This window comes from Comamonas odontotermitis, from assembly GCF_040396735.1.
Lineage (GTDB): Bacteria > Pseudomonadota > Gammaproteobacteria > Burkholderiales > Burkholderiaceae_C > Comamonas > Comamonas odontotermitis_C.
Window position 1 is genome coordinate 227,332 of sequence record NZ_JBEBNZ010000003.1, and the last position, 12,688, is coordinate 240,019.

Here is a 12,688-nt window from a genome sequence, read left to right on the forward strand (position 1 = left end):
AATCGATTCATCCACACTTGAGTTTCACTTTTTCTCCTGGTTTTTAATCAGTATATATTGATTATTTTTATAACCAGGGTTCCTGCTTCAGGACCACTGGAGCCACCCACCGCAAAAAGCCCGCTAGTGCAGGCTTGTCGTTGGCTGAGTTGTTGCCTGAATAAGATCACTCACCCATAGGCGTACACAATTCGATAAGTGTCCCGTCTGGGCATCGTACATAGGCGATAGTTTGTCCCCAGGGTTTCACTTCTGGGCTTTTGATGGCCTTGGCGCCTGCGGCTACTGCAGCGTCAAAGGCAGCGGGAACATCATCCGTCGTGAACGCGATCTCAACACCCAGTGGCAGAAGTGAGTCACTGGCTGCGATGTAACCCTTGGGAAAGTTGGCCTGGCCCAGTTCGTGAGAAGCAAAGGCCAGCGTAGTCTCGCCTGTGTCGAGCTCGCCATAGTCCCCTGATTCGTGCAGGAACTTCCTGCGAAGCCCGAAAGCCTTCTCGAAGAACTCCAGTGTCCTGGATACCTGTGGGACGTAGATGATCGTGTAGCCGAGTTTCATTTGTTGCCTGAATTCTTAGAGGATTTGGAGGGGCGGGGGGAGGACTAACTCCTTTATAGCTCGCTTCGGCGACGGGATGAGCGATGACTGAGACATTGATTCCAAAAGATCCGAGCATTTCGGCTTCGCTGGCGCGCAAAGGCGTGATCCCCTGTATTGACCTAGCACTTTCTGCACAGTTCAATACAACAAGCCGTTGCTCACCAAATCAGCCAGCAAGGAAGCCACCATCAACGGCCAGGCAATGACCGACCACAAATCCTGATTCGTTTGATGCGAGCCAAACTAACGCGGCTGCTACTTCCTGCGGGTGGCCCATTCGCCCCAGCGGTAGTCCTGCCGCAACAGCGTTCATGTCGGCAATTCCCGAGCTCAGCATCATGTCTGTGACTACACGGCCTGGCGCGATCGCGTTGATGCGGATGCCTTCCTTCGCATACTCCATCGCTGCTGCGCGTGTAAGAGAGATCACTGCGGCCTTTGATGCGCCATAGAGCGACAGCCCGGGGTTAGGGTTGCGAATCCCACTGACGCTGGCGTTGTTCACGATGGCCCCTCCGCCTGAGGCCTGCATGGCCACTATTTCGTGGCGCATTGCATGAAAAATTGCGCGGACATTGGTGTCGAATACCTCGGTATAGACTGCGTCATCTTGCTTTGCCAGCGGGGCGCGTCGTTCCTGAAATCCAGCATTATTGAAGGCAACGTCCAGGCGGCCAAAGCGAGATGTGACTTGCGCCACTATGTCCGCTATTTCTGCTTCTCGAGTCACATCGCAAGCGAGAAACAACCCATTAGATCCTCTGTGTCTGATCTCCTGGGCCAGCGCCAGCCCCAATTCCTGGCGGCGGCCGGTAACCACTACGGCGGCAGCCCCTTCATCCGCCATGCGCAATGCCGTTGCCTGTCCTATACCACTTGTGGCTCCCATAACAAGACATATGTGGCCCGCAAGTCGCGCTGCAGGCGCAAACACGGGCACCGGCCCGGCAAGGTCCAGTAGATTTGAACGGAGGTTCATGCGCATACCCCTTTGGATTAGGTTGCAATATACAACTATATATGAAATTGGCAACTAGGACTTTTCCGCATGAGCTTGGCGCAGAGAGCATTTGAGGCCCTATAGATCGGCCTGGCCGGTCAGAGCTGCGCTTTGGGGCTTGCTTCAAAAAACTTGGGCATCAGTTTCAATGAGATTTTTCGCCTCTCGGCAGTGAGGAGCTAGACCCTGGTTGCTGGAGGTCGCATTTTTTGATGGAAGCAGGGATTACCTTGTCTTGCTTTCGTTCTTGAGTCTGTAGCGGGGTTCAGGCGTTGCTGTTCGATGCAATGCGAACAAGGAATAAAAAAGCCGCCCGAAGGCAGCTGGCATTCAGCGCTGGAGCCTACGAAGTTGACCAAAGCCAAGCATTGCGACGAGCGTGGTCAATCCGATCAACGTCCATCCACCCAGCGTAGGTACTGAGGTTGGGGAAGAACCGCCTCCGCCGCCTTGCACATTGAAGGTCAGGACGGCGTCATCGCATACCGTGCTGTTTGGAGCGGGTAGACACACTCGAACAGTTGCGGTGTCCGTGCCCGCGTAATTGGCGCTGGGTGTATATGTGAATGCGCCAGTCGTTGGATCAATCGTCAACTGGCCATGTGCAGGCGGAATCGCTGTCTGGAATGCGGAGCCGGGAGGCACTTGCCCGCCAGAGCCTGCGTTTGCGTTGACCGGAGTGTTCACTGGAGTCGTATGGCTCGCGTCGTTGATGACTGGAGGAGCTGGTGGCACCGCGTTCACCGCAATGGCCACCGTAGCTTGCGCGCATTGCGGAACTGCAGTTTGCGTGCAGACTTGGTACTTGAAGGTATCGGTGCCAGTGAAGTTGGCGTTTGGCGTATATACGGCATTGCCAGAACCATCAATAGACACGGTGCCATTGGTCGGCTGCGTGGTGATGGTTGGCGTGTTCAAGCTTACGTATCCAGGCTGGTTCGTGAAATCGTTGGCACGCAGATCGACAGTAATTGGCGCTGCAGGGGTTGTGGTCCCCGTGTCATCAACAGCAGTCACTGTGGCGGCAGGAAGACCAAAAAAGAATAGCTCTCCGCCGCTATTGCTATTTGCGGTGCTGACGAGCCGAACGGAACATACACTGCTATCGCGGATAGTGATTCCAAACAATTCATTAGGAGAGCTGGCGTTAAGACTCGCTCTGGTTGCGGACCAGCTAGCACCGGGCGTGACACTGGGGGTTGTTGCAGAAGGGTTGGATACTCGCAGCAGATCGAAGCCGCTTGCATCGATTGCTTGGCCAGAGCAGCTCAAGAATGAAACGTTCACCGATTCTTGAGCATCCAAATCCTGTACGAAGAAAGTCGTGCCAACAGGAAGCGCCTGAGGAAAGGTGTATTGCGTATTTCCCCTGCGGATATTGACCGCGCTCACACTCGGAGGCGCACCGATGCCAGCAGGCATCCCTTGTCCAAAGGTCCATATCGGGCAGTTCTGCCATTGCTCAGGAGTGGGCGATGCATCCGCCGCGAGTTGGAAGGTTCCCGAGCCAAGCGTGCCGGCAAACACGGTGGTGGCTGAAGTGTTTTCGGAAATACAACCAGTTCCCGGAGACGTAGAAGTATTGAACTGCCAACCGTTGAAGTAATTCGAGTTCGCTGAGACTTGGGTTGTTGCTGCACTGGCCGAAGCTGCCAAGATGACGCCACTCATCAGGGCCAATGCATTTCTCAAATTCGGTATTTTGACTTGAATGATCTGTTTATACATCTCACACCTTTTTTAGAAAGTTATAGATTGAGTGGTCAGATTTGGTTATAGCAAATCAGATCTGATTGATGTAGGGCAATGTATCTTCCAGGCTGCAATTTGCAATTGTTGATTTAGATGAAATCCAGCGCGTTGAATATGACGATTTGACAGATTTTCTCGTTAATTAGACTTCTCACCTCGCTTGGAGCTACTAACGCAACCCATCAAATTGCAGGCTTGCGGTTGAGTCCAGGTGCTGGGCCGCGTAGGGTGAAGCCGCAGGCAGAACAAACGTATGACAAGGCTGGGAGTTCCTGACCGAGCATCCCTAGAAGGTCCTTCTGGGTTGGCGTGAAATCGGGCGATTTCTGCGCGCTCGCCCTTGCTTGCGCCCCGGTGCAAGCTGCGATCCAGTACTTTGAGCCCATCCCGATTGCTCTCCAACCCGGCTGCGCAGGGATCGTAAACGCGTTTTTAGAACTGGTCGAAGTAGGCCTGCCGAAGCTTTGCGAGGCATACGGTGCTGGCAATGGCAGCGACAAGGATGAACAACCAGCCGGCAAGGGGCTTATCGTGTTGTTCATCACCCCGCTGGGTCCACAAGGCCAGGCTGCACGCCATCACAGCCGGAATGCCCATGGAGAGCAGTGCGCCGATGGTTTCTGCATGGTCCAACCAATCTTTGGCATTGCAGTCCCCATCGCAGAATTCGACATGGCCTCGAATGGCCAGCCGAATCCATGGAGTTGCCGCCCCTGCCAGGGTGACAAACAGTGCAGTAGCCTGCGCACGGGGGCGGAGGATGCTGTGCTTCACAGATTTCCCTTCAGAAATTCCGTGACCTCGCTCTTCAGTCTGCGATGAACCGCAGGCCGATCAACACCGGGCTCGTCGAGGCAGACCAGGGCCGATTCTGCGGCGACTGCCTCAGGGCATGGGTCCACGAAAACGAAACCGCCTTGGCGACCATGTGACAGCAGTACCACAGGAAATTGCCCAGGCGCCACCGACGCGTCCTGGCTGGCGGCGATCCTGAAAGGGCCCGCCTGCCAGGGAACTTCGGCCGCATCGGTTGGGTACCAGATGATGCTGCTACTGGTCTCCCCTCCATCTTCTTTTGCCGCCAGGCGGGGAACACCGGCTTGGTAAGGCGCAGCCATGGCTGCAATCCCTGAAAAACCGAGGCAGAGAACGGTGAGGGCCAGGGCGCGGAACATGGTGTTCACTTTTAGAACGCTGAAGTTTTCATCCTATCGTTAAATATCGCTAAAACTTGATGATTTGATGGTTGCGCATGTTCTTGATGGACGACATTGTCTTGCCCTAACCTTTGTCTGGCCAAGAGCTGCCCATGCAGCCCTTGTGCGCAGACCCAGCTTTCATTGCAAGGCGAATTTCTCTGCAATCCTTTGCAGTTGCGAAAGTTGCCAGGCCCTTTCTGGGAGAAATGAATCCGCATCGCAAACCGCGCCATAGCCACCGCTGCCGTAGACCGCAGCATAGGCAGCGTAGTCGGCCGCCTGAACTGCACGGCCAGCCAGGGCATTCGCAACGGCATAGCTGGCGGATACCGCTGCGTGCCCAACGCCATCCAACGAGCGTGAGCCCTGGTGGCGATTTGCCAGGGCAGATGCTTCAGATGCGGCGCTGTCAAGTGTGCATCGGTCCGCGCGTCCAGCGACGTACTCACCGAGCGTATCGAGACATCGAAGTACCCCCTCGTCTTCGAGCAGGTGGCGGACACGCTCTGCACATGCCAGTGCGAATGCCAACTTCAGCGCCTCGAAATAGGCGGTTTGCCCATAAGCCTGCAGAGCCGCAGAGACAGAATCGTTCATGGACTGGATCCCCAGTTTTCAGATCGCCAGCTTAGCGCGCATCTGCAACGGCTGCCAGCAGGTGCTGGCGTGCCTTTGTCACGTTCATGGTGTCGTGGCAGGCCCAGGCCTCCATGACGAACTGGCAGGATGTGGCACCGTGCAGGCAAGCGCTTTTCCGTCTGACTCAGCAAGGTGTGCGGTTTCCGATGCGGCTGCAGCACACCCAGGGCATTCGCTTGTTCCTAGTTGCGATACAACTCAGCGCGGGCCTTGCGCTCTTCAGGGGTCTGATTGCGATATGCATCCATCACCTGCTGGCGGGTTATGCCGGAGGTTTGCTGCTGGGTGCGGGGAGGCCAGATTCCGCGGCGCATGTCGTCGGCGTTGCCGCTTTTGAAGTACTCGGCAGCTTCTGCCTGTACCTGTTCGCGCGTTTTGGTGCTCTTGAAATGCTCAGGCACTGTCACATACCCTTTTTCCGTATTGGTTTGATGAATGTACTCCGCAGCTTGCGCTGTATTTGCGGATATGGCGAAGACGGCTGCTGTGACCAGCACGGCCAGTGCGGGGTGGCGTGTCTTTTGCGTCTTTTGCATGTGTTGCTCCTTTGTGTGGGGTTCGGGTCATCTCGAGGCCGAAACATTCGAGATGGACCTATTGTTGAGAACCCTTGCTGACAGAAGGAGCACAGGCAAATGACATTGCTGCCATCTTCAGTCGCGCATGATTTTGAGAAGGGGCAAGGCCGCTACGGCGCGCCTGTTACTTGATGCAGGGCCTGCCAAAAAAAGAAAAGCCACTCGAAAGTGGCTGTGTGGGTCAGCTACGGCGTCTTCGCATGAACCCAGGCAGGGCTAGCAGGAATGACAGGCCGATCAGACCCAGTGGGCTGAGTGCGGGCACGGCTTGAGGTGCGGTTGGCACCGGAGGTGGCTCAGGAGGGTTTGGCGGAGGCGGCTCAGGTGGCTCGGGCGGAGTCGCTGCACGGACCTCGAAAGTGCCGAGCGCTGACTGTATGGACGGCTGATCCGCCAGGCTGGCAATGACCTGGTAGCTGCCCGCCTGAAGACCTGCTGGCCAGGTAATGCTGTATTGGCCGGCATTGCCAACCACATTGGTGGATTGGGTTGCCGTGAAGCCATTGGGGCCTGTCAAGGTGATGGTCACAGGCGTTCCGGCGGGCAGGGGGGCTGCGGCACCGCCCGACGATGGAGTGGCGGTTGCCACACCTGAGAATGTTTCTGTCTGCTCGGGCGTAATGACCGGGGTCTGAACCGACACGGTAACCCCGAGGGCGCGCATGTCTGCAGCGCAGTCGGAAGCCGTTGCGCCCCCGACCACCAAACGTGTCGCCGATGAAATGGTGTCAAACAGCGCAACCGTCAGGGTGTTGAGGCCGGTACGCCATTGCTGATCGGCGGCGGCTCCGCCTCCCAATTGGGTTCCTGCACTTTGCCAGGCCGTCCCATTCAGGTAGTAGCGCAAGATCTGGTCATCGGCAGACACCGCGTTCAGTGTCAGTTTGTAGGTGCTGGGATCCACCTCGGGTGCCAGGTAGAACTGAAACTGCAGGAAGCGGGTCTGGTTCGAGGCTGCTCCTCCGTTGGGGTTTGACAGATAGAACCCGACCGATGTCAGGGACTGCCCGGTACCCAGTTGCGGGGCCGTAGCAGTTCCCCCGCCATAGGCGAAAACCTCGCGGCCGGAGAAATACTGCCAGGCCATGGAGGACAGGCTGCCCAAATCGGGCGGCGGAGTGTTTCCGGCCAGGGTGTAGGAGGTGGGAATCTGCTCGGTACTCCCTGCCACAGTCTGCGGAATGGTATGGGAGCCGGGATTGGCTGGATCGTACGCATAGGCCCAGCGCTGCTGGTTGCCGCGATCGGCCACGCTGACCGCATTGGTGTTCAACGCCTGGCCCGGATTCTTGAGTGCACCTGCAGTTGCAAGTGGCTCCGGGGCATTGGCGCAGGTGAAGGTGGGAACCGGCAATGCGGAAGCAGGCCTGAGCGTCAATTGCGCGTGGCTGGCAAGTGGGGACGCGAGCGCCAGTCCGGCAGCCAGCGCTTGTGCATGAAGGTGGCGATGAAGAATCATTGTTAGTGCTTGAGCGATGCAATGGTGTTGGCGTATCCAGCGGGCAAGCGCCATGGAACCATCCATGGCTGCAGCTTGTATCTGACTACATACTCACTAACAAATTTATCACAAATGAAAAACTAATTGAATTTATTTATCAAAATTCTGTTGCGTTTTGGACCCTGCGAGGACCAGCCCTGCCTAGGCGATTTGCCGAGGATTTATCGGGATATGGACCGAGGCTCCAAGAACGTGTTTACGATCTCTGCGCAGCCGCGTTGAAGTGCCCGATTGCAGCTTGCACCGGGGTGCAAGCAAGGGCGAGCGCGCAGAAATCGCCCGATTTCACTCCAACTGTAGGGACACAGGAGAGCGTAAATACGTTCTAAAAAGGCACATCCTCGGCGAGGCTCTCGAAAGCAAAGGGGACGGAATCAGGCAGCAGGTACTTGATCTGCGATCCAAGCACGGGCATCGCCTCGGGATGCTCTGCTTTCATGGTAATGGCGCGCTCGTGGTAGTGGGTCACGTACCAATGACCGTTGACCCGGATGTGCCAGCGCCAGTAACTCATAAGGGGCATGGGGTTCTCCTGAATACTGTTTATTTATACAGTATTCTGATTGGAGCACGATGCCGTGGCTGCATTTTGATGCCTTGGATCGACCGTATGCAACCCATTCAGACAAAGCCCCGCGGGTCGCAGCAATCGTGTATAGATGCATTCGATAGGAGCGATCTCGCAAACGGCAAAAAAACATCACCCCTATCGGTCAGACCGTCCTTCGCAGCATCTCGTCGCTTTTTCCGGTTTCCCGGCGATTGTCTACAACGCGTCAGATATGGTCGGCGTGGCGGCAGCGTGCAAACACAAGGAGGCAGTCATTTGTAGCCAAAGCGCTCCATCATGCGGTAGGCGGTTCGTTCAGAGATACCCATGGCTTCGGCAGCGCGCCTGCGATTGCCGCCGTACTTTTTGAGCAGACTGGCCAGATACTCCCGCTCAATGTGCTCAAGCGTCGGTTCGTCCGTCAGAATCAATGCCTCGTGTGCGGGTTGGGCGGACGGCGGGTTCGGAGGAATATGTACAGCCTGAGCCTGTGGCGCATGCCAGGTCGGCGAGAAACCGAGATGCGAGTCCAGAATGGTTTTTCCTCCGCCCAGCATGATCAACGCGCGCTCCATGACGTTGCGCAATTCACGCACGTTGCCTGGCCAACTGTAGGCGGTCAATTGGTCCAAGGCTGCACGGCTGAAGCTGACCGGGTCCAGCCCCATGGCTTGTCGCCGACGGGTGGCGAAATGAGCTGCCAATGCGGGAATGTCGCTTTTGCGGGACCTGAGTGGTGGTACCTCGATGACGAAGGTTGACAGTCGATAGTACAGGTCTTCTCGAAAATGACCCGCCAGTGCCCGATCTCTCAAGTGTCGATTGGTTGCCGCTACGATTCGAACTTCGGATCGCAGGTCTGAAGTAGCTCCCACATGCCTGAACCGTCCGGTTTCTATCACACGCAATAGTTTGGCTTGAATGGATGCTCCTGCCTCACCAATTTCATCGAGGAAGAGGGTGCCCCGCGCCGCAGCTTCGATCAGACCTGCTTTACGTCTGTTCGCACCAGTAAAGGCACCGCGTTCATGCCCGAAAAGCTCGGACTCGAACAACGACTCCTGGAGCGTGCAGCAGTCGACGGCAACAAAACTTTCATGTGCACGCGGGCTGGCGGCATGAATGGCCTGTGCAACCAACTCTTTGCCTGCTCCGCTTTCGCCCTGGATCAGCACTGTGATTTCGCTTTGAGCGACCTCATGAATCAAACGGTGCAACTGTTGCATGGCATCGCTATCCCCGATCATCGCTCGAGTGGCGTCAGCCTGACGCAACGCGTGTTGGGTCTGCCACTGGCTGCGCTCCAGTGCGCTGCGGATGACCATCTCCAGTTCATCCAAATTGACGGGCTTGATCAGGTAGTCTGCAGCGCCCAGGCGCATTGCTTCAACCGCCTGGTTCACATTGCCGTAGGCCGTCAGCATGACAACGGGCCTCGTGCGGGCAATTTCCGCTAGCGGGCCAAATCCCTCTGCGTCGGGAAGATTGACATCCAGCAGCACCAGATGGGGTGCGAAGGCTGCAATGCGTTCGCGAGCAAGTTGCCATGAGTCTGCGCCTTCTACCTCGTAGCCAGCTTTGCTCAACTCCTTCACCAGCAAGCGATTGAGGACTGGATCGTCTTCTACAACCAGAATAGATGCGCGCATGGATATTCTCTAGTGAAGTGCCTCAGTGAGACCGAAGGCCGATTACGTTTTCTGCGCATTGGAGGGTGCATTTGCACATACCAGAGTCAATGTAAAGCAAGTTGCTTGGCCAGGGAGGCTGGTTACATCAATGCTCCCGCCGAAACGCTCCATGGTGGCCTTGCTGATAGCCAGACCCAGTCCCGTTCCTCGTCGGCCGTCGACACGTCGGCTGAAAAATGGCATGAAAATCAAAGGTAGATCTTCTGCGGCTATGCCGCAGCCCGTATCTCTGACCGACAAACGAAATCGATTCTCTGCTTTGGCTAGCATGCCAAGAATTTGGATATGGCCACCATTCGGCATGGCATGCAGAGCGTTGTGTACCAGGTTGACCAATACTTGCCTCAACTCTGCCTCATCACCCAACACGCTTGGCGCAGGTTCCCAGTCTTCCATGGAAACATGAACGCCGCGTATCCGACATTCTTCACGCAGCAGCGCCAATACATCGTCGACTGCACAGGTTAGGTCGACTGGACTCAGTATTTCTGCCGGAAGTTGGCTCATCTGCATCATGCGCTGTGTGGTCATGACGCAGCGGTCAATCTCATGGTCTACCAACTCCAGATACCCCACCAGTTCTTGGTGCTCCATCTTTCCCTTTCGCAGCCCACGAAGACTGGCTTGGAGCGCGATTCGAATGGACGCCAAGGGGTTGTGGATTTCGTGTGCCACGCCGTTGGCCAAGAGGCCGAGCGTAGATAGACGCTGTTGTTGCGAGAAGCGAAGGCTGCGCTCCAGTGGTCGAAGAACTTCGATAACCAATATGCTTCCATCCTCCATGGTCAATGGCGCTGCATCGATGTCCACATCGACGGTGCTTCCATCCGCACGTCTCAAACTCATCATGCTACGCAATGGACGGGTGTGCTGCCGGACCTCCGCGACCGGACAGGTGATCAAGGTGCTTGGGCATGCCTCTTGGGAGCCACGGCTGACCAGGTGGCAGCACTTGCCTGCTAGCTCTGTGGGATTCCAGCCAAGCAGATTTGCATAGGCGTGGTTGGACATATGAATGCGGTAGTCAGTATCGATGACTGCGACAGGGTCTGGTATACCGTCGATCAACTGCTGCAGAAAATGACGCTCCTTTTTCAAGGTGAGCACCGTTGCGCTCAATTCGTTGGCCATGCGATCAAAGGCTTGCGCTACTTTGCCGATTTCGTCTGGTGTATGTAGATTGACGCGCGCTGAAAGCTCTCCCCCGGCCAATGCTTCTGCAGTTTGGGCCATGCTGGAGAGCGGCTCACTCACCTGCCTGCGCAGTGTCATGAGCATGATGAGCGCGAACAGAACCAAGGATCCCATAGCGGCACAAGCCAGTAGCAGCATGGAGCCCAACCCCAAAGCAGAGGCGTTGGGAAGAAAGTCCACGACCAGCAAGCCGTTGACAGGATGGTGATCAATGGAGCCATGGCATTGGCTGCAGCGAGCCTGGTTCAGGATCGGGTAGGTGATTTGCAGCTGGTCGCCACTTTCGGCGGCACCGAGCGTCCAAACCATGCGCTCCTGACAATTTGCCCCAGTGCATGGCTGGCTGACAGTGACTGCAGAACGCTGGCCGGCAGATTTTTCTTGAGATGAGAATCTGATTTCGCCTTCCGGCGTCAACAGCTGTGCCTTGGCCACACCGGGGGCCTGGCCAAGGCATTTGAGAATGTCAGCCATTCCCTCCAGGTCGCCCTTGAGCATCGCATTTTGCAAGCTGGCCTCGAACAGTTGCGCTATCCGTTTGGCCGATGTCTCCTGTTGCGCGCGCAATGTGCTGTGATTAACCGTCAGCATCAAGCCCATCAGAACACTGGCAGACAGCAGCAGTGCCACGATCAGACCCAAAGTCAATCGGCGAGATAGCGAAATCCCGAGCCAGGTACGCAAAGGTGCGGGCAGTCTGACATTTTGGGTGAAGATACCTGGCAAACGCATACCCACAGAATCAATCGGATTGCGCGGGGGCGTTTGCAGCTGACTGTACCAACCTGTTTTGCTGTCTTGGGCGGCCACAGGCACAGGTATGGCAAAGGCCGTTTGCAGTGATTGCGGAGCTATGAATCACCAAGCGGTGGAACATTGCGCCACAAGCCTTGCAACATTGCTGATTCAATAGGGAGCGCTGTGGAGCCCAATTTTTGTTCTTGGGACGAGAAGATGACCAGCTTGTTTTTCCCAAGGCATTGGTCTGACAAAGTGCAATACACAAGCCGCAATCAATGCAGCGAAACATATCTGCGACGAATGAGGTGGCTGTCGATTCTCCATGAGCGATCTCTACGTGTAGGGCTTGCGTGGGACATATTCGTGTGCAACTGAGGCAAGCCGTGCATTGCGCAGGATTCCAGCCTATGACCCACAAAGGCTGCAAGGGGGCGGTGGTCGGTGTGGGTACTTGGGTTCTCAGCTGATTGATCAGCCAGAAGCGTGCGCTTGAGATGGTGTGACTGTATTTCTGCGTGTTGGCTGCCTGCAGGCTTGAGGATGGCATTGACATCTTGCGAAAGAATGCACGACGAGCTGGAATGTCCGGGTTCTTGTTACGCGGGTTCGAGGTCCACGCGCTTGGTGAAACGAGTTTTAGCTGGGGCAGTGAGCTAACCATGGACGCGGTTTGCGCAATCTGTGCCCATTGGCGGCGCCACTCCGGGCCTGCCAGACCTCGCTCACATTGCGCGCAATCTCCTACTGCTATTTCAAGATAGATCCAGTGGTGCCGGTGTGAATGCTGCCAGAGCCAACCTGGCGCGGCGGCATACAAACAAGGTAACTGAGTGACATCAGCTGCCATCTCGTCCGAAATAGAAATGCGATGGCAGACAAATCGCCCATAGTTTTTTGAGGGGCGTGATGCGATGGTGTGCGCTACTTCTATATCTATGGTCAGTGCTTCCATAGGGCACGCGGCAACACAGAGACCGCAGCCATCGCAAAGGTCTTCGTCAACACTCAAACCGTCTTCATGCATTCGCCACGCCTTTTGGGGACATGACTGGATGCAGTTTCCACATTCCGCGCCAACAACTCGTTGGTGCACGCATTGGTCAGCATGGACGGCGAGGTAACTCATTCAGGTGGTCATTGAGCTTATAAAGCGGACGCATCGATGGCGAAAAGCGCAATCAATAAGGTCTAAGAGCCGCTAAAAAGAACCCAGAAAATCGCAGATTTGCAGTTGAGACAAGG

At 56.0% G+C, this 12,688-nt stretch carries 12 protein-coding genes; all 12 read right to left on the bottom strand.

Going from position 1 to position 12,688, the window contains the following annotated elements:
• Nucleotides 1-166 precede the first annotated feature (166 nt).
• The gene (locus ACH2DG_RS05070; RefSeq protein WP_395024602.1) at nucleotides 167-559 is read right to left on the bottom strand and encodes a VOC family protein; all 393 of its coding nucleotides are present in this window, start codon (nucleotides 557-559) and stop codon (nucleotides 167-169) included.
• 208 nt (nucleotides 560-767) lie between these two features.
• Nucleotides 768-1,580, bottom strand: a complete 813-nt coding sequence (locus tag ACH2DG_RS05075) for an SDR family NAD(P)-dependent oxidoreductase (RefSeq protein ID WP_395024603.1) — start codon at nucleotides 1,578-1,580, stop codon at nucleotides 768-770.
• 351 nt (nucleotides 1,581-1,931) lie between these two features.
• Nucleotides 1,932-3,329 (bottom strand): Ig-like domain-containing protein, encoded by a 1,398-nt coding sequence (locus ACH2DG_RS05080; RefSeq protein WP_395024604.1) that lies wholly within the window; start codon nucleotides 3,327-3,329, stop codon nucleotides 1,932-1,934.
• 456 nt (nucleotides 3,330-3,785) lie between these two features.
• On the bottom strand, nucleotides 3,786-4,127 hold the full coding sequence (locus tag ACH2DG_RS05085) for a hypothetical protein (protein ID WP_395024605.1): 342 nt from the start codon (nucleotides 4,125-4,127) through the stop codon (nucleotides 3,786-3,788).
• Nucleotides 4,124-4,528: a hypothetical protein gene (locus ACH2DG_RS05090; protein ID WP_395024606.1), complete on the bottom strand. Its 405-nt coding sequence runs from the start codon at nucleotides 4,526-4,528 to the stop codon at nucleotides 4,124-4,126. The genes ACH2DG_RS05085 and ACH2DG_RS05090 overlap by 4 nt, the downstream gene beginning before the upstream one ends.
• Before the next feature lie 162 nt (nucleotides 4,529-4,690).
• Entirely contained in the window at nucleotides 4,691-5,149 is a 459-nt protein-coding gene (locus tag ACH2DG_RS05095; protein ID WP_395024607.1) for a hypothetical protein, read from the bottom strand.
• Nucleotides 5,150-5,373: 224 nt separating this feature from the next.
• Complete coding sequence (locus ACH2DG_RS05100) at nucleotides 5,374-5,727, bottom strand: DUF4148 domain-containing protein (protein ID WP_395024608.1); 354 nt, start codon at nucleotides 5,725-5,727, stop codon at nucleotides 5,374-5,376.
• A gap of 223 nt (nucleotides 5,728-5,950) precedes the next feature.
• The gene (locus ACH2DG_RS05105; protein WP_395024609.1) at nucleotides 5,951-7,228 is read right to left on the bottom strand and encodes an IPTL-CTERM sorting domain-containing protein; all 1,278 of its coding nucleotides are present in this window, start codon (nucleotides 7,226-7,228) and stop codon (nucleotides 5,951-5,953) included.
• Between the two features lie 367 nt (nucleotides 7,229-7,595).
• Nucleotides 7,596-7,793 (bottom strand): hypothetical protein, encoded by a 198-nt coding sequence (locus ACH2DG_RS05110; RefSeq protein ID WP_395024610.1) that lies wholly within the window; start codon nucleotides 7,791-7,793, stop codon nucleotides 7,596-7,598.
• Nucleotides 7,794-8,092: 299 nt separating this feature from the next.
• Complete coding sequence (locus tag ACH2DG_RS05115; protein WP_395024611.1) at nucleotides 8,093-9,469, bottom strand: sigma-54-dependent transcriptional regulator; 1,377 nt, start codon at nucleotides 9,467-9,469, stop codon at nucleotides 8,093-8,095.
• A 42-nt stretch (nucleotides 9,470-9,511) separates the two neighbouring features.
• Entirely contained in the window at nucleotides 9,512-11,515 is a 2,004-nt protein-coding gene (locus tag ACH2DG_RS05120) for a sensor histidine kinase (RefSeq protein WP_395024612.1), read from the bottom strand.
• Nucleotides 11,448-12,572: a 4Fe-4S binding protein gene (locus tag ACH2DG_RS05125; RefSeq protein WP_395024613.1), complete on the bottom strand. Its 1,125-nt coding sequence runs from the start codon at nucleotides 12,570-12,572 to the stop codon at nucleotides 11,448-11,450. The genes ACH2DG_RS05120 and ACH2DG_RS05125 overlap by 68 nt, the downstream gene beginning before the upstream one ends.
• Nucleotides 12,573-12,688 lie beyond the last annotated feature (116 nt).